15 protein-coding genes and 1 pseudogene are annotated in these 17171 nt (G+C 40.2%); 6 read left to right on the top strand and 10 right to left on the bottom strand.

Annotated features, from left to right (window positions below; all coding sequences use genetic code 11):
• The first annotated feature begins 24 nt into the window (after positions 1-24).
• The 3 genes from V7K48_RS34490 (at position 25) to V7K48_RS34480 (ending at position 4297) form a co-directional block, all read left to right on the top strand.
• The gene (locus V7K48_RS34490; RefSeq protein ID WP_335079825.1) at positions 25-1671 is read left to right on the top strand and encodes an ABC1 kinase family protein; all 1647 of its coding nucleotides are present in this window, start codon (positions 25-27) and stop codon (positions 1669-1671) included.
• Positions 1672-2499: 828 nt separating this feature from the next.
• Complete coding sequence (locus V7K48_RS34485) at positions 2500-3480, top strand: ABC transporter ATP-binding protein (RefSeq protein WP_335079823.1); 981 nt, start codon at positions 2500-2502, stop codon at positions 3478-3480.
• Between the two features lie 28 nt (positions 3481-3508).
• Complete coding sequence (locus V7K48_RS34480; RefSeq protein ID WP_335079821.1) at positions 3509-4297, top strand: ABC transporter permease; 789 nt, start codon at positions 3509-3511, stop codon at positions 4295-4297.
• A 54-nt stretch (positions 4298-4351) separates the two neighbouring features.
• Here the strand turns inward: V7K48_RS34480 and V7K48_RS34475 are convergent.
• The 3 genes and pseudogenes from V7K48_RS34475 to V7K48_RS34465 form a co-directional block, all read right to left on the bottom strand.
• Positions 4352-4504, bottom strand: a pseudogene (locus V7K48_RS34475) (transposase); the annotation flags it as partial.
• A 94-nt stretch (positions 4505-4598) separates the two neighbouring features.
• Complete coding sequence (locus V7K48_RS34470) at positions 4599-6323, bottom strand: serine/threonine-protein kinase (protein WP_335079819.1); 1725 nt, start codon at positions 6321-6323, stop codon at positions 4599-4601.
• 118 nt (positions 6324-6441) lie between these two features.
• On the bottom strand, positions 6442-7278 hold the full coding sequence (locus V7K48_RS34465) for an alpha/beta fold hydrolase (RefSeq protein ID WP_335079948.1): 837 nt from the start codon (positions 7276-7278) through the stop codon (positions 6442-6444).
• Positions 7279-7782: 504 nt separating this feature from the next.
• Here V7K48_RS34465 and V7K48_RS34460 point away from each other — a divergent pair.
• Complete coding sequence (locus V7K48_RS34460) at positions 7783-9102, top strand: 2Fe-2S iron-sulfur cluster-binding protein (protein WP_335079816.1); 1320 nt, start codon at positions 7783-7785, stop codon at positions 9100-9102.
• 125 nt (positions 9103-9227) lie between these two features.
• On the opposite strand, the gene V7K48_RS34455 is transcribed toward V7K48_RS34460, so the two are convergent.
• From V7K48_RS34455 to V7K48_RS34425, 7 genes are all read right to left on the bottom strand, one after another.
• On the bottom strand, positions 9228-10148 hold the full coding sequence (locus V7K48_RS34455) for a bestrophin family protein (RefSeq protein ID WP_335079813.1): 921 nt from the start codon (positions 10146-10148) through the stop codon (positions 9228-9230).
• A gap of 705 nt (positions 10149-10853) precedes the next feature.
• Positions 10854-11093, bottom strand: coding sequence for a VOC family protein (locus V7K48_RS34450; RefSeq protein ID WP_335079811.1), 240 nt, complete (start codon positions 11091-11093; stop codon positions 10854-10856).
• A gap of 45 nt (positions 11094-11138) precedes the next feature.
• Positions 11139-11297 (bottom strand): VOC family protein, encoded by a 159-nt coding sequence (locus V7K48_RS34445; protein ID WP_335079809.1) that lies wholly within the window; start codon positions 11295-11297, stop codon positions 11139-11141.
• A gap of 948 nt (positions 11298-12245) precedes the next feature.
• On the bottom strand, positions 12246-13127 hold the full coding sequence (locus V7K48_RS34440) for an SIMPL domain-containing protein (protein ID WP_335079807.1): 882 nt from the start codon (positions 13125-13127) through the stop codon (positions 12246-12248).
• A gap of 343 nt (positions 13128-13470) precedes the next feature.
• Complete coding sequence (locus tag V7K48_RS34435) at positions 13471-13848, bottom strand: hypothetical protein (RefSeq protein WP_335079805.1); 378 nt, start codon at positions 13846-13848, stop codon at positions 13471-13473.
• Between the two features lie 509 nt (positions 13849-14357).
• Positions 14358-14600: a hypothetical protein gene (locus V7K48_RS34430; RefSeq protein WP_335079803.1), complete on the bottom strand. Its 243-nt coding sequence runs from the start codon at positions 14598-14600 to the stop codon at positions 14358-14360.
• Positions 14569-14760, bottom strand: coding sequence for an FAD-dependent oxidoreductase (locus tag V7K48_RS34425; protein WP_335079801.1), 192 nt, complete (start codon positions 14758-14760; stop codon positions 14569-14571). Before V7K48_RS34425 ends, V7K48_RS34430 begins: the two co-directional genes overlap by 32 nt.
• Before the next feature lie 123 nt (positions 14761-14883).
• On the opposite strand from V7K48_RS34425, the gene V7K48_RS34420 reads away from it, so the two are divergent.
• Together V7K48_RS34420 and V7K48_RS34415 are read left to right on the top strand one after the other, a co-directional pair.
• Complete coding sequence (locus tag V7K48_RS34420) at positions 14884-15726, top strand: YaaW family protein (RefSeq protein ID WP_335079799.1); 843 nt, start codon at positions 14884-14886, stop codon at positions 15724-15726.
• On the top strand, positions 15708-17045 hold the full coding sequence (locus V7K48_RS34415) for an O-antigen ligase family protein (protein WP_335079796.1): 1338 nt from the start codon (positions 15708-15710) through the stop codon (positions 17043-17045). Before V7K48_RS34420 ends, V7K48_RS34415 begins: the two co-directional genes overlap by 19 nt.
• Positions 17046-17171: the final 126 nt, after the last annotated feature.

Below are 17171 nucleotides of genomic sequence, written 5' to 3'. Positions count from 1 at the left end.
GCATCTTTGCAGTTCTTTACAAAAATGTTCCTCACTCAAACTGTTCCCCGTCAACGAGAAATTCTTGAAGTATTCCTTCGCAATGGCTGGGACTATATGCGAAGGCTACTTACTGGTGGCAAAGCTGATGAACCCCAGCTACCGACACCTGCGGTTTTAAAAAATATCCTGGTAGACTTGGGGCCAGTTTACGTTAAACTCGGCCAGCTAATGTCTACGCGTCCAGATTTACTGAATGCCGCCTACATTGAGGAACTATCAACTTTACAAGACGAAGTACCGCCAGTTCCTTGGTCAGAGATAGAAATAATCCTCCGTAAAGAATTAAAACTTTCACTAGCAGAAACCTTCAGCATAGTTAACCCGATCCCAGTAGCCGCGGGATCAATTGCCCAGACACATCGAGCTACATTAATAGATGGTCGAGAAGTCGCTCTCAAGGTGCAACGTCCGGGAATTGATATTACTATTGCCCAAGATATTGCTTTAATTCAAGGTATTGCCGATTTAGTAGCGCGGACTGACTTTGGGCAAACCTACGAAATCAAATCTATCGCCGAAGAATTTACCAAAGCGCTAGAAGCCGAGTTAGATTTTACACGGGAAGCGGGTTTTACAGACCAACTGCGGCGCAATTTATCTAAAAGTCGCTGGTACGATCCTACACAAATAGTGGTTGCGGAAATTAACTGGGAATTGACCACAGCAAAATTATTGGTGATGGAATGGCTGGATGGGGTGCCGTTCCTAGAGGCGGATTTGAACAACAACAATAATGGTAAAGACCCAGATGTAGAGCGTAAAGAAATAACTACTTTGTTATTTCGGGTATTTTTTCAGCAACTATATATTGATGGCTTTTTTCATGCTGATCCTCATCCAGGAAACTTGTTTTATCTTAAAGATGGTCGTGTTGCCCTCTTAGACTGTGGCATGGTGGGAAGACTTGATCCCCGCACACAGCAGATATTAACAGAAATGTTGTTAGCGATCGTTGATTTAGATGCTCAAAGGTGCGCTCAGTTAACTTTGCAGCTATCAGATTCTGCTCAACCAGTAATTTTGTCGCGGTTAGAAAATGATTACGATCGCATGTTGCGAAAATATCACAACGTCAGCCTCACGCAAATAAACTTCAGTCAGATAATTTATGAAGTTTTACAAGTTGCCCGCAACAATAAAATTAGGTTACCTAGCAATATGGGTTTGTATGCCAAAACTCTAGCCAATTTAGAGGGTGTGGCGCGGACATTCAACCCAGAACTTAATTTTTTTGATGAAGTTAAACCATTAATTACAGACTTGTTTCGTCGGCAATTACTGGGCGATAATCCAGTGCGATCGCTATTACGGACAGCCTTAGATATTAAAAGTCTGTCTCTCCAATCTCCTCGCCAAATCGAACTGTTATTAGACCGAGTTACTTCAGAAACCTTACAGTGGAATCTATCACTGCGGGGGTTAGATGGCGTGCGGCGCACTATGGATGATGCGGCTAACCGACTATCTTTTAGTATTTTAGTGGGTTCGCTGATTATGGGTGCAGCAATTATTTCCACCAGAGCGCAGACAACTCAGCTATCTTTTTTAAGCACCACCCTGTTTGCAGTCGCTAGTTTATTGGGTTTGTGGTTAATTATTAGTACATTGCGATCGGGACGTTTACGGTAAAACCTATATGTTGTGCTAGGAAATCATGATCACTCTCACTGGCAAAAATTCTTGCTTTACTATTTGGAAACACAGATACATAGGATTTACGTACACTCGACGAATTCTCGGCGCTCTTCTCTACCAGACGCTGTGCGTTAGCGGAGCCTCGCCAAGAGTTGGCGTCTTCTCTTCTCTTCGAGAGGCTCCGCCAACGAGACGCTGCGCGTTCACGTAGTGTCTCGCAGAGAAGGCGGTAGCCTGCGGCAAGCCACTACGTGTCTACGATAAATCAAGCGAAGTTAGCAATTTTTGCGTAAGTCCTGATATATACAGCAGTTTGTAACTGAATGAGGTACAGAGCCTAGACTACAAAGTCAGGTAGAAAACCTATTTTGCTTATGACTCTGGCAATTTTAGATTTTGGATTTTGGATTGAAAGAAAAATCTAAAATCTAAAATTGAATGACTCCTAACTCGTAACCGTTCACGGGGGGGTAAAACATTTGCCTAAATGTCTAAAGCTATTTTTAGCAAGGCTTAGGGGTGATTTTTGGTATGAGATAATCGCTTTTCTTAATGCCTAAAAGACAACTGGCATCCCAGTATAGGACTTTTACCTACTCAAAATTATCCCGAAAAAATCAAATCTAGACTGGTTTTCATACTGTTTCCGTGTGATTTTATATCGGACACTTTTTTGAGCACTCTGTGAATGGTTACCCTAACTCCTACTCTAAACACCGCTAAATACTAATGATTTATGTGTGTTTACCTCAAAGTTCTGATTGGTGGAAGCCGCCACTCAGACTTTTCTCTACGTACATCTGAGGTTCTAATATAAAAAATATGTCAATCATCATTGCTGAAAATCTGAGTAAATCTTATCCAGTGGCAGTTAAAAGTCCGGGTATTAAAGGTACAATCACCCACTTTTTTCGCCGCACCTACCGCTCAATTAAAGCAGTTCAAGACATTTCCTTTGAAATTGCTCCTGGTGAAATAGTGGGGTTTTTGGGCCCAAATGGAGCTGGTAAAACCACCACACTCAAAATGCTCACGGGGCTAATTCATCCCTCTAGCGGTACAGTCACAGTAGCTGGACAAATTCCGTTTCATCGTAAAGAAGCATTTTTGCAAAAAATTACCTTGGTAATGGGGCAAAAGCAGCAGCTAATTTGGGACTTGCCAGCGCTGGATTCTTTGAAAATTAACGCCGCTGTATACAACATCTCTGATAAAGAGTTTCAGCGGCGGGTAGGAGAATTAACAGAGATGCTTTCCCTAGAAGGCAAACTTACCCAACCAGTGCGAAAACTATCTTTGGGTGAGCGAATGAAGGCAGAATTGCTGGCAGCACTTTTGCACCGTCCCCACGTATTGTTCCTAGATGAACCAACGCTGGGATTGGATGTAAATGCTCAAGCAGCAGTGCGCGAGTTCTTGCGCGAGTACAATCAGCTTTATCAGGCTACAGTGCTGTTGACGAGTCATTACATGGCTGATATCACAGCTTTGTGTCAACGGGTGCTGTTGATTCACGAGGGAAAGCTGATGTATGACGGTAGCTTAGATGGACTACTGGAACGTTTTGCCCCGTACCGGGAAGTCCATATAGAGTTAGCCCAACCTCTACCGATAGAAAAACTTATAACCTATGGTGATGTGCAACTCTTAGAAGGGCGAGCAGTGCGTTTTATGGTGTCGAGAGAGGCGCTGACTCGCACTGTTTCTAAGATTTTGGCGGATTTAGAGGTAATTGATTTAACAGTTACTGAACCGCCTGTAGAAGAAGTGATTGGACGAGTTTTTCAAGCAGGTGTTGTGTAGTTAGTGCTAAGGGGAGAATGCACCATAGATGAAGAAAATTATTAAAAAAGCTCTGACTTTGCTGTCAGTATACTACGCATATTCGGTTGAGTATCGAGTAGAACTAATATTATGGGTTTTGGCTGGGTCTTTACCGATTATCCTCATGGGTGTCTGGATACAGGCGGCACAGGGAGGACAGTTTGGACTATCATCAGTAAATTTTGCACGTTACTTCATCACAGTTTTCATTGTTAGGCAACTCACTGCTGTTTGGGTAATCTGGGACTTTGAAAAAGAGGTAGTGGAAGGCAAGCTTTCGCCCAAGTTGCTACAACCGCTAGATCCAGTATGGCATCATGTTGCAGGGCATATTTCTGAAAGATTTGCCCGCCTAATATTTACTTTTTTATTAGTGGGATTATTTTTTATTCTCTATCCCCAGGCTTTTTGGGTACCGAGTTTGAGTAGATTTTTGCTGTTTACATTGGCGGTGGTACTAGCTTTTGCTTTGCAGTTTACGATTCAGTACACCTTTGCCATGTTTGCTTTTTGGACAGAACGGGCTAGCGCTTTAGAAACTTTCTGGTTCTTGTTTTATCTATTTTTATCTGGTTTGATAGCACCTTTAGAGGTCTTCCCAGAACCTGTGCAGAAAATAGTTATGTTTATGCCTTTTCCTTATTTGATTGATTTTCCTGCGAGTCTTTTGGTAGGGCTACCTATAAATATAGGACAGGGATTTTGGTCAATGGTGGGATGGATATTAGTGTTTTTGGGTGTGAATCGTTTGCTTTGGCGTATGGGTTTGAAACGGTATTCTGGGATGGGAGCATGAACAATTCATAATTCATAATTAGGAAGTTTACCACCCTAGAGTTTGCCGGGTAGGAATTTCAACATCACTTTCACGGCTAATCCACTGGAATTCGGAATTGAGAAGTTCTCCGGATACAATATCAGGAATTTTCGTTACCCATTTTATCCAATTTTCGGGTGCGAGGCTGATTAATCTCTTGGTGCTAATATCTGCTGCTTTAGCCATAGGGGATATAGATGACCATAGTTGTAGTTTATGGCTAAAGTGGCGATATCTACGATGGGCTACGCCTATGCACTGATGTACTTTGCTAGAGATTTTATAAATTACTTGGTATGGTCTTAAACTTTTCTGCTGACCCCAAAGAATAATCTTCTAACTTAAAACCAGCAAAAGGCTTCTTTTCTAATCTATCCCGTAATGCCTCATCCAGAATTAAACCTGCTGATTTTTTTTTAACACCAATGATTATAAGACTTCTCTGATATTTAGTTAAATCTTGATTTGTTTGACAATCACTCCGTTGAAATTCTCCCAAATTTAATATTCGATAACCTTTGACGCTTGGTGTATGAATAAATAATTTTTTCACTAAAAGTTGTATTTGTTTGGAACGTTCTAAAGCCATACGTTCTTGAACTGCTGTATCACCCTTACAAGAAGCTGTGCCTACAGAGATAATCTCAGTGGGAGCTTCCATTATATTCTCTATACCTTCTTGTTCTAAGTTCAACTTTAAAAGGTCAAGACTAATAATTTCGTCATTATATTTAATTTGAAAATTGCTACCTAAAAGCCATTTGTATTCTAGTGATAAAACAGCTATATTAAATTCTGCTACTTTCCCCTGACTATCCCTACCTTCTTTATAAGGAAAATAATCGATTTTACTTTTTTTTTCAGGAGATTGTTCGTTATTTGGTCTGAATGAGAATTTTGATGTGCGCATTGCTAAAGCTACTATACTAAGTAATCCTAATATCACTAGTAGCGCTGCAAAAAATTTCAGTAGTGATACTTCTTCAGGCTGTTTTTGTGGAGAAAATGAAGTTTTAATAATTGGTGATGGCAATTGCTCAATATTATAATCACTTACTAAATTAATATTTTTAGGAGTAGTTTCTGTTAGTTGGGCTTCAATTTCTTCTAGGCGTTGTAAAATCTCTTGGGCATTAGCGGGACGCTTTTCTATATCCGGTGCTGTTAGCCAATCAATTAAATTTAATAGTAAGGGTGAGATATGGATGGCATGATTTTGCCAGTGCAACAAATTATGCTGTATATCATATATATCTAAGGGATGGTATCCCGTGAGTAAAAATACAAATGTGCGTCCCAAGGCAAAGAAATCTGATTGCAGTACTGCTTGAGCATTCATTTGTTCTGGAGCGCTGTAGCCAGATGACATAAGTGCTGTCATCCTGTCACCATTACTGAGTTTATCTGGGTAAGTTCTGTCAATTTCAGTGGCGGTCCCAAAATCAATCAGTACCAAATCCCCCCAACCCTTCCTAAATGGAGATCGAATCATGATATTAGATGGCTTAATATCTCGATGCAGGTACTGTTTACCATGCACTAAATCTAAAATTTCTACCAATTGTTTTAACCAGGCTACAGCTTGTTCCTGCAAAATAGGGTAATTCTGCTGCTGCTTTAACCACTGTTCTAAGTTGTATCCATCGATTTTTTCCATTGCTATGCAATGTAACACTAAACCATTTCGGGTTTGATACTGGAAGTAACTATCTTCGTTGGGAATGCCGGGATGCTTGAGTTGCCCCAATACAGTTATTTCTTGCTGAAATAGTTCTACCGCTTTGGCGTCGCCTGATAGATCCTGTTTGAGTATCTTGAGGATTTTAGGGGTATCTTGTTCGTATGCTTCATAAACTTTACTAAACCCTGTTTTGTCACTTAACAGGCATGTCACCCGATAACGCCCTAGCAATTCCAAATGGGAACCACAACTTTGACAAAAGCGGTTTTGATGATTATTTGGGTGATTTGGTTTAGGGCAAACGGGATTGATACAAAGGCTCATGACTGGCTTATCCGTACTAGAAGAGGAACGTAGACGCAAAAGCGTTTGTCGCTAGACATCGCTCCTATTAATTCTTCTGTTGCCGGATGATAATCCCGTCTAATAATAATGAGATTTTCTATCTGTGTTCTGCCAAAAAAGCTGCTACAGTTTGGTTAAATGCCTCTGGTTGTGTTAAAAATGGCCAATGATTGCCAGGAACTTGGCAGATGCGTAAGTTTTTGAGGTGGGTTTTGTAGGGTTGGATTTGCCAATCTTGGCGATTTAAACCTTGTTCTGGTTGGATAAAGAGGGCATGGGTATCAAGGGGGATTGTAAAACCAGGTACTTGCATAACTTCTTCAAAAATCCCGTCGCGGGCGGCTATAGTAAATTTGCTGCCCCAACTACCATCGAGTTTTTGTTCTATTCCTGCTTGGAAGACTTGCTGCTGTAAAGAACTCCATCCTTGATATTGCTTTAACTGCCGTGCTTGTTGTTCGGCTTGTTCATGACTGGCAAAGGGGCCCATGCTTTTGAGAAAAGGCAAGAAGCGATACAACATGGGAAAAGTTACCCTGAGAAGGCTGGGCATTTTCCAGATGAAAATCGGATCGATCAGAATTATACTCCGCAAACGCTTTGGGTTTTGCCTTGCCCAGATGGCGGTTAATTTACCTGTCCACGAGTGACTGACAATATGGGCGAAAGTCCATCCGAGATGATCCATGAGTGCTTCCAGGTCTGCGATCGCACTTTCAAAACTATAATCTCTCTCAGGCTTACTACTTTGGCCATGTCCGCGCATATCTGGTGCAACTATGTGGTAGTCTGCCGCTAAGTAATCTCCTAAACTAGACCATACTAGAGCATGGTCGCCTAACCCGTGTAACAGCAGTAAAGGTTCTTGACCTTGGTTCCACTCTAAGTAAGAAAGTTGGATATCAGACTTTGATAAAGTTTGACGTACAGGCATCATTGCATATCCACCAGTGAAGAGTTTCGCGCTTATATAGTACTGCGAAACAAGCTGGAGGGCAGGGAGGAATCAGTTTATGCGATGCGGTACGGTACGCCTAGTCGTACAAGATTATAAACTTTTTGCCATAGATTTCTAGCCTCTAAGTGGAAAATGAAGAGTGCTGAGTTTTGTAAAGTTTGCTTTGTATGTAGCTTTTGCGTTGCAAAACTACATCTCATTATCTGACAAAATAATGTATTTTATTTACTCCTAAACAAAAACTTTAAAATTTACTGAGAACTCTATAATAATTTTCTCAACAAAATATCAGTTTTCTAGAGATTAATTCTTAGATATTTATAATTTTCAAACTAATTATTTCAGCAATAATCAGTTGATATTTCAAGTCTAGAGATATGTAGCTGATTGATATGTTGAGGTCTTGAGACTATTTTTCCAGCTACTGAATCTTCATAGGTATAGCTCAACATCACTAAAAGTATTAGACAAGAGACAACAATGCTAGAAAGTCTAGGAAGAATTAAGAATACATTAGTCAGAAGTGTGGCAGTAGCAGCTACAGTTGGCTCAGTAGTCATCTTATCCACTGCTGTAATAATTGGTGTAACTAATGCTAAAGATAAATCTGCTTATCAGCTTGGTGTTTATTCCTCACTATTTGGGACAGTTAGTGGTGCAGTCTTTGGTTTAGTTTATACAAGCAAAGCTAGTGGGAACAAATCAACTCCAGATCTCAACACATCAGATAGTCATCTTTGGAAAAATTGGCGAAACTTTGTGGTTGTTCGTAAGGTAAGAGAGAGCAAAGAAATTACCTCTTTCTATTTAGAACCTGAAGATAAAGGTCAAATTACTAACTTTCAGCCTGGTCAATTTTTACCCATCAAAATTGATATTAATGGACAGGATAAGCCTGTAATTCGCACTTACTCACTTTCAGATTATCCTGAGCCTTGTGAATACTATCGTCTCTCAATTAAGCGGGAACTTGCACCGAGAGGGTTAGATGTCATGCCTGGTATAGCATCTAATTTTATGCACGATTGCATTCAGGAAGGTTCAGTAATTTCAGTAAAGCCACCAAACGGTAAATTTGTTTTGGATGTGCAGAAGTCTATCCCCGCAGTGTTGATTAGCAATGGCGTGGGAATTACACCGATGATTAGTATGGCGAAAGCTTGTACTCGTCTCAATCCTAATCGTCTTATTTGGTTTATACACGGTGCTAGAGACGGTAAATCCCATGCTTTTCGGGATGAAGTGATGGAGATTTTTCAACAAAATCCTAACCTAAATATACATTTTCGCTATAGCCGCCCCACACCTGAAGATATAGGTAAATATCACAGTATTGGTTATGTTGATACTGTTTTAATTAAAGAACTATTTAGACAAGAGGCTGAATATTTTCTATGTGGTTCTCCACCCTTTATACAGTCTATTAGAGACGGACTCAAGGAATCAGGAGTACCTGATAGTAGAGTCTTCTTTGAATCTTTTACCAAACCGATAAAAAGTGACTTTGAAAAACAAACTGTAACTGCAACTGGAGGTGAGGAATTTGCAGAAATTGTCTTTGCCAAATCCGGCAAAACTTTGACATGGCAACCTAGTGATGGCACTATCCTAGAATTTGCCGAAGCCAATGATATTAATCCATCTTTTAGTTGTCGTGTAGGTGTTTGTGGTACTTGTATGTGTAAAATCTGCGAAGGTGAAGTTGCTTACCAGGAAGAACCAACTGCAACAATTGATCAGGGTTCGGTGTTGATTTGTATTTCTCAGCCTAGAACTTCAAAATTGGTATTAGATATTTAATATATCTCTCTAGTAATTAAGTAATATCAAGCCTGTTCTATATCAGGCTTAATATCCATTTTTACCTTTGCCAATACTGCTAAATTTAGACTATTCAAGATGCTTATGTTGTTTTAGAAAAAGTTTCAACCTTTCTCATAGGTCAAATTACCTGGATGCGATCGCGCATTTGGAGTTAGAGTAATTAAATCGTCAATATTGCGTTTCATTGTGTCGCAAATCGCATCTAGAGGTAAGTCGTTAGTGTCATAACCAAAGGGGTTTTCTATCTCCAAGCCGATGGCTTCAATGCCAAATACTGTAAAACCAACTAAAGCAGCAATTAAACCTGTCCACCAACCCAGACTCTCCACTATTTGAAAAGGTAGCAGGAAACAATATAGTAACAATAATTGCTTAAGATGAATGGCATAAGCTAATGGCATAGGTGTTTTTAAAATACGTTCGCAAGCCCCTAAGTTATCTACAAGATTATTCAATAATTCTTGCATAGATGTTAACTGGTAGCTATTAAGGCAATTGCGATGATACTGCTGCTGTAAATAATCTCCTATCCAAAAAGCGACCTCTATGGGGGGATTATTCATAATCTTCAGTTTTTTATACTTAGTAGATGGCATTAAATCTTCTAACTCGCTATTGACTGCTTCTCCGCGCAAATGTAATTTAGTTGTCACAGCAAAAGCTACCAATAAATTTAATGCCGTAATTTTATTGTCTTTATCTTCTGGTGAGATTTCATCAATTGATACCCAAATTTGCCGGGCCAGATTTCGGATGTTATTTACTAGAGATCCCCAGCATTTCCTGCCTTCCCAAAATCGCTCATAAGCAGTATTGGTGCGAAATACAAGTAACAAACCTAAAACAATACTAGGAATAACACTTCCTAAAATAGGTTGGGATACAGGCATCTCAAAATGGTAAAGTATAGAAATCAAAAATCCGAAAGCTCCGCACCAGATAATATGTTTGTAAATTGCTTTCATCACTGAACCTTTAAGTTGTAATTTGGTGCGTAGCCACGTGAATTTTTCGGCTGTCATGCAGTCACCCTAAGAGAATATTTAGTGAACCGATAGATTAAACAGCGGTACTTTAAAAATAATAACTATATAAATAGCACAATTGGCAAAAAGGATACTGTAAAAAGTAGTGTTGAGAAGATAACAGGATATGTTGGCGGTATATGACTGTATCCTACCTTCTGTTACAATCCGCTGGTAGGTAAGGGGAAGCTGGGAGAGAGAAGGCTTATCCCAAGTGTATTACCTTGGGTTGTATAAAGTCAAAAGCGATGCCTACGGTGGTCACTGAGCGGCTGGTGAGCGCACTTGTACTGAGTGCAGCCGTAAAGCCTGCGGCATAGCTTCTCTTCTTAGGCTGCGCCAATGCTTAAGGCGCAGCCTCTCGCAGGAAGTAGTCGAACCATATCGTACGACTTCTCCTTCCCCTGACGGAGAGGCTGCGCCAACAAAGACGCTAGCGCGAACGTGGAAGCAAGCTACACGCAGCGTCTCGTAGAGAAGTGCTGGCTATGCCTACGCAGCAATTGTAAAGAAATGTAAATATTTATCAGTGGCCGCATAAGTGCCGTGTCTCACCCCGATAAATCTATAGAAGAAAAGGCACATGTCTATCGATGATGTCCATACGGCATTAATCGGTATCATGTACCCCAGTAAATCAAAAAGTTCTAACCTGTACAAATCCTGCCCTGTAAATTAAACGTTTAGACATAACTTATTTAGTTATGTCTTTTTTTTGTGGTTAGTCTCAAAACGTTGAATTTCAATCAAATAACCACTGGGATCACGTAAAAAACACTGGTAAATGTTGTATTTTTCATTTAATGTGGGTGGCTTTTCAAATTCAACGCCACGTTTTTTGAGATATTCAAACCACTCATCCACCTGCTGTGTTACCAAAGTAAAAATGATACTTGATTGCTTGTCGGCTAGAGGAGTTGATATTTCGCTTGCTTGACACAATCCCAAGTATCCAGAGCCACTAACAGTATAAATACGACAGGTTCCTTAGTCAAGCCACAATTCCAAGCCCAGCTTTTGTTCGTAGAATTCTGTGGATGCATCAAGATCATGAGTATAAAAAAAGGTAATCTGCTGTTCAATTGGCGGATGATCAGACATAAAATACATTTGAGTATATACCCCAACGACATCTGGCGATCGCATAGGTAAAAATTGATTGATGTTAGAAACCTGTTACTACTCCAAATGCCTTAAGCGCATCTGGAGTTTCTTTTTGGAAAAAGCGAGCAAAATTTTCCAAATCATCTAGATATGCCAAAACACGGCTGAATACGGATGCATACTGAATTATCTATATCTAAGACGGGGCATCACTGTTGATGTACCCCTCCTACCAAACAACTCTCACAAAACAGCCTCAGATGATCTGGGGCTGTTTTGCATTATTTCAAACACAAAAGGTGTGTAAACAAGAAGCATAGCAGATTATCTTTAGACATCCTTAACTGTATTTGAGTGTATACCCTGATGACGTAGGATTCTCTCAGGGTGAAAATTTGGATATAGGTAAATGCGTATCTTTCCTGACTCCAGATCTGCCACAAACATTTCTGGAGTTTTTTAATTACTAGAATTGAAAATTACCTATCTAGTCTAGATTCCAGTGAATATTTTACTTTTATTATTAACACGCACACTATAGCTGTGCGGTAAAATTAATATAAATTAGGAATTGTTATAAAAATTACTAAGAAAGTATGGAAATCTCAAATTCTACTCCTCAGAGAGAAAACCCACAGCTATAAGCTTCTGAAACACTTGTACAAGCTAAGAGCATCAGCCGTCGTGAGTTCATGAAATTGTTATTAGAAGAACGGCGATGCATATTGGCAGCACGGGCTGAGTTAATGTTATTACATTATCAGCAAGATAGGAAATGGCAAATTTGGCAAGTTATTGAATAATTGTATCAACACTATTATTACCAGTGTATTCATTGATAAGATCACATGATGAAAGGAAAGTTAAATTTAATTTATGCAACTCACAAAAAAGCAAAATAGTTAAGCGATCGCACTCCTAATCTTGACTAAATAAAAGTGCGATGTCTGACGACAAGTCGCTGTGCATTTACGCACTGAATACAAATGTTTATTTCGTTGTATATGTCACAAAAATATCCTTTTTCATCTCTACTTCTGCCAGAGCATCTGGATTATAAGTCGGTGATAATAAAAAACTAGCAAATGACGGTAAAGTAACTCCAGTTTTGGAACTACATGAGGGATAAAGTAATGTGTAAAATGGTTCGGCTACAGAAGGAGTACCAAGTTTAACGCCTATAGCAGTTGCTAAAGCTTGAGCACGACTTTGAGCGTCTTTCATCGCTGATTGGTAAACTGAACTCTGCAAAGCCTGACAGTCATTTACTGCATATTCAACGCCTACGTTCTTGATGGAAAGGTTTTTAAGTTGGCTCGTGGACTTGTTCGCTGTAGCAATAATTTCCTGGACACGAGCCTCCAAAGGAGGAGCTTCGCTAACGCGCGTTGGTTTTTCTAATCTCACCAATATTTTGGCGTTATTTTCACTGGAATTAGTATTAATTTGTACTTGAATTTTATCAGCACTAATCCCTTTGGCAACTAAGCTATTAACTACAAGCTGGAGAGTTGCTTTAGTTAGTGATTTGTTGCTTGGTAAAGATTCTGCTGCTGTTTTGTAATTCAAGAGTAGAGTCAGTGGGGATATACGGCGGGTTTGCGATAGAGATGATGGCTTCGTTTCTAACTGATCATTGCTACCTCCGCTGCTGAATACCAATTCAATATCCGCTGTATCTGCTGGCACTTTCATTACCCCTTGACCGATTACCATTAATGAATGGCGATCGCTTGCTGGTGGGTAAAATAATTGGGCATTAGTGACTTTAGGTGTTAACGCTCCTACCCCGACAGTCACGGAAATACTTAGCATTAGAGCAGTTATTTTTCTCATGTCCTGGGAATGTCCTTTGAACTTAGTAATTGTCAAAGTTTACACCTCAAGAGCAATATACTGAATCCTTTATCCAAATAATTCAGGACTTACGCACTCAAAACGTGAAACCTCGTTTGCGTAGCGTGCGCGAAGCGCAATCCCCCCTAACCCCACTAAAAAAGCCTGATCTCAAGAGCCAACTTTTTAACAGGGTTGGGGGATCTTTGATCTGACTTTTCACGTATCTGGAAAACCTCACTTCTATTTCTCTCTCCTAGAAGAAGAGAGACTTTGAATTTCCCCCTTCCCGATGCAGGAAGGGGATTAGGTTTTTTGTGGGCCTTTCCATACAACGTGAAAAGTCAGATCAGCAGAGAGCCAAATCTTCTTAGAACTATTAACCAAACCAGTGAGAAGGTTCACAAGCTGGTTCAACTGTTTCACAAAGATAATTGCTAATCCAATCTGACTTTTCTTGAAGGATTAAACAAATGCCTTGGTGAATCAAATTTTGTAAATGTAGTTGCTGCTCTAACGGTTTACGAGGCAACTTGTAATAAGCTAAGTTTCCTTGTTCAGCCTCTGCTAGCAGAATTTGTCCGTCAGACATCACGTCCTCAAAGGAGGGAATGCGGTTGAGGACGAAAGCAATTAGCTCTTGGCGTAAGTCAGGAATTGCAAAGGCTTGTTGATATGGATCGGATGGATATGTATCCAAAACGCTTTCAATCTCTCCTACTACTGATTGCTGTGTTAAATTTACTACTGGTTTCATGATTTTTAAACTCCTTTTTTAATCTAGTCAATGGTTGGTGGAGAAAACAACTTTTTTAGATGCCAACGTCGTCATGACAATCAGTCAGAAGTAATTTAACTGATATATGCAATAGACTCTGAAACTAGCCTTTTATCTTGGTAGAATATCAGACATTTAGCTTTGCTTATTTTAGTTAAGGTTTATACTGGTTCACAGCATGACTTCTTAAAATACCGTCCAATAAGCTGGTAAATTACCGACATTTTATATTTATAATCCTAATTATTTCAAACTTCTGCCTTTTTGGCAGAAATCTACATAAAACGCAGCATCAAGGCTAGGGGATCAAGATTAGCGGCAATAAAGAAACTTGAATTAGGAACAAGTTTTTAATGAAATTAAGCTTTTTTGGTAATTTACATCACTTTTTAAGGTTTGCTGCAAAATTTGCTGTTTCATCTAAAAAACTTATTTGTTGCACGTTCGTTTAGGAAGTCATAAAAATAACAACTCACTATAGTGCAAAATCAGTCTAGCGACAGATGAACTGAACTGGTAAAAACATTCAGAAAGTTCACATTATCTAAAGGTAGATGATGCAATTGATAATTAATTTCATCAGCCGCAGCTAATCCAGAAAGCATCGCACCTTCCACAAGATTGCCGCCACACCAATCACCACAACAAATTAAAGGTAGGAGAGTTGCAGCAGACAAAAAAGCTTCGTGCCAAGGACGGCTAGGAAAGGTATAACGCCAACGATGTACCATGTGATCCGCCCAAGCAAGTTCCATGCAAGCGGCGTGTAGCCAGTCTTCCTCCCAAGCTACGGGATTTTTCCACCACTAGCACCGAATATCCAGCTAGACTTAACTGCTGGGCGCAGACTAAACCAGCTATTCCGGCACCAATCACTGCAATATCAGTCATGAGTCAATAGTCCTTAGTCATTAGTTATTGGTTATTATCAAAGGACAAAATTATTACTAATGACTGCTGAAAGCTAATAGTAGAATAAGGTACACAAAGCTGCACGGAACGGAGGAAGGGAAATTGGATGAAATGAGGGTGGCGCTAGAGTTAGCGACCGAAGAAGAATTGCAAGACTTAACGGCAATTCTATTTAGTCGTAAGTTCAATCCCCTAGACTATGTACACACACCCGAACCCATCGAAGTACAAAGCCAAGACCGCAAAGCTTGGTTAGATGCACTAGAGGGCCGCTTTCGCTTTTTGGCGGCAGATGGGATGACGGTATTACGGGGACGCACAGGGCAGGTAACTTACCGACAAGCGTTAGTTCAAGTATGTAAGTATCTAAAAATTTCCTATTCTAATCAGCTGGCAACTATTGATTTAGAAGCAGAAGTATTTTTGCATCTGCTAGGACAGGTGTGGAAAAAATTGCCGGAACAGGAAAAGCAAAAATTGACTGTACGGGTGCAGCATCAGCTGCTCAAATCAGAACTAAAACAACCGTTACCACTTTTATTGCAACGTGACCCATTGGGATTACTTTTCAAAGGTGGTAGTGCGATCGCTGTTACTTCGATGCTCCAGCCACTTGTACTTAAGCAAATTGCCCGTCAATTTGCCATCCACTTTGCTACCTATGAAGTAGCCAAACAAGCTGCAATTAAAAGCTCAGAAGCAGCTACAATGCAATTCCAAAGCTATGTAGCTATGCAAATGGCTCGACGGGGTATGACTGTGAGTGCAGCTCGTTATGGAGCAGCCCGCACGATGTTTGCCGTGATTGGGCCGATAATGTGGACTTGGTTTTTTGCAGATTTAGGGTGGAGAGCGATCGCCACTAACTATGGTCGAATCATCCCTACCATCTTCGCTTTAGCTCAAATTCGCCTCACTCGTGAGGAATGTTGGGAGCCAGCTTGAACAAAGCTTTTTACTATTTTAAGTCTCGTTGGCAATCTTCTTGGAACTACTCTCTATGGGCATTGTTAATCTTCCCATTGAGTCCTTTTTTGGGGGCGGTAACTATAAGTTTTGTTTCATTAATAACTTTGGTGCGACAATACCGTAAAATTAGCCGCCGCCCCCTCAACTGGGGATTTGCCCTTTTGAGTGTATTGCTGATCATGACTGCTGGGGTTGCCCATAACAAGACAGAAGCTTTCCTCGGCTTATTTAATTTATTACCATTCTTTTTAGTTTTTGCTGCCCATAGCACTCTAATTCAAACATTTGCTCAATTGCGGCAAATGGCTTGGATTTTGGTGATCAGTTCCATGCCAGTAGTAATTATTGGCTTGGGACAGTTATTTTTGGGCTGGAATTTGAAGTTCCAGTTTTTGTGGATTGTCTTAGCTGGGACGATCAGACCAGGAGGAAATCCACCAGGTCGCATCGCTTCACTCTTCATGCACGCTAATACCTTCGCTGCTTATCTAGCGATAGTTTTCATTCTTGGTTTAGGGTTGTGGCTCGAACAATGGCGATTGGGTATTAGTAAGAATTCAGTCCCCAGTCGCCAGTTAAGAGTCCCCTTTCTCTTCCTAACGGTGGCGGTGATTACAAATTTCATCGCCTTGATTTTCACCAGTTCACGCAATGGGTGGGTGATCGCTATTTTTGCCTGTTTAGCTTATGCACTCTACCAAGGTTGGCGGATTCTTGTGGGTGGTGTCGCTGCGATCGTTTCTAGCACTCTTTTGGCAGCTTTTGCTCCCTCACCAGTCGCTGAATTTTTTCGTCAGTACGTTCCTGCCTTCTTTTGGGCAAGGTTAAATGATGAGATGTATCCAAACAGACCAGTCGCTTTAATGCGAAAAACTCAGTGGGAGTTTGCCTGGTCTTTAGCTCAGGAACATCCTTTAACTGGCTGGGGCTTACGCAGTTTTAGTGCACTTTACAAAGCGCAGATGCACATTCCCTTGGGTCATCCCCATAACTTGTTTTTGATGTTATCTGCTGAAACTGGTTTTCCCAGTGCTTTTTTATTTTATGGCTTACTTGGTTGGATTTTGATTACAGGTGTCCAATTACTACGAAAGTCAAAATGTATAAATAGACAAGACAGATTGATATTTTTCAGTTATCTTCTGGCTTTTGTTGCGTGGGTTCTATTCAATACAGTAGACGTAACTCTATTCGAGTTGCGTTTGAATGCGCTTTCATGGTTAATTTTGGCTGCCATTTGTGGAGTAGTACATCGTTATAATCAACAAGACAGGCTTGAATCTCATCTAAATTAGTCAGTTAGGCGTCGAGAATAGCCATGAGTTTATTTTCAGTGTATGCACTGAGGGTGTTTAGAGTTATAAGTTAATAATATTACTATATTCACGTGTGTGACTGTAAGTGTGACTAATCCCTAATTA

This window comes from Nostoc sp. (assembly GCF_036919615.1).
Classification (GTDB): Bacteria; Cyanobacteriota; Cyanobacteriia; order Cyanobacteriales; family Nostocaceae; genus Nostoc.
Note: the sequence above shows the minus strand (reverse complement) of the source record. Positions and strands in the feature narration are given on the sequence as shown.

Coding starts and splice junctions, on each gene's coding strand:
- V7K48_RS34490 (WP_335079825.1), top strand. CDS start 25: ATGTTCCTCACTCAAACTGTTCCCCGTCAACGAGAAATTCTTGAAGTA.
- V7K48_RS34485 (WP_335079823.1), top strand. CDS start 2,500: ATGTCAATCATCATTGCTGAAAATCTGAGTAAATCTTATCCAGTGGCA.
- V7K48_RS34480 (WP_335079821.1), top strand. CDS start 3,509: ATGAAGAAAATTATTAAAAAAGCTCTGACTTTGCTGTCAGTATACTAC.
- V7K48_RS34470 (WP_335079819.1), bottom strand. CDS start 6,323: ATGAGCCTTTGTATCAATCCCGTTTGCCCTAAACCAAATCACCCAAAT.
- V7K48_RS34465 (WP_335079948.1), bottom strand. CDS start 7,278: ATGCCTGTACGTCAAACTTTATCAAAGTCTGATATCCAACTTTCTTAC.
- V7K48_RS34460 (WP_335079816.1), top strand. CDS start 7,783: ATGCTAGAAAGTCTAGGAAGAATTAAGAATACATTAGTCAGAAGTGTG.
- V7K48_RS34455 (WP_335079813.1), bottom strand. CDS start 10,148: ATGACAGCCGAAAAATTCACGTGGCTACGCACCAAATTACAACTTAAA.
- V7K48_RS34445 (WP_335079809.1), bottom strand. CDS start 11,297: ATGCGATCGCCAGATGTCGTTGGGGTATATACTCAAATGTATTTTATG.
- V7K48_RS34435 (WP_335079805.1), bottom strand. CDS start 13,848: ATGAAACCAGTAGTAAATTTAACACAGCAATCAGTAGTAGGAGAGATT.
- V7K48_RS34430 (WP_335079803.1), bottom strand. CDS start 14,600: ATGGTACATCGTTGGCGTTATACCTTTCCTAGCCGTCCTTGGCACGAA.
- V7K48_RS34425 (WP_335079801.1), bottom strand. CDS start 14,760: ATGACTGATATTGCAGTGATTGGTGCCGGAATAGCTGGTTTAGTCTGC.
- V7K48_RS34415 (WP_335079796.1), top strand. CDS start 15,708: ATGTTGGGAGCCAGCTTGAACAAAGCTTTTTACTATTTTAAGTCTCGT.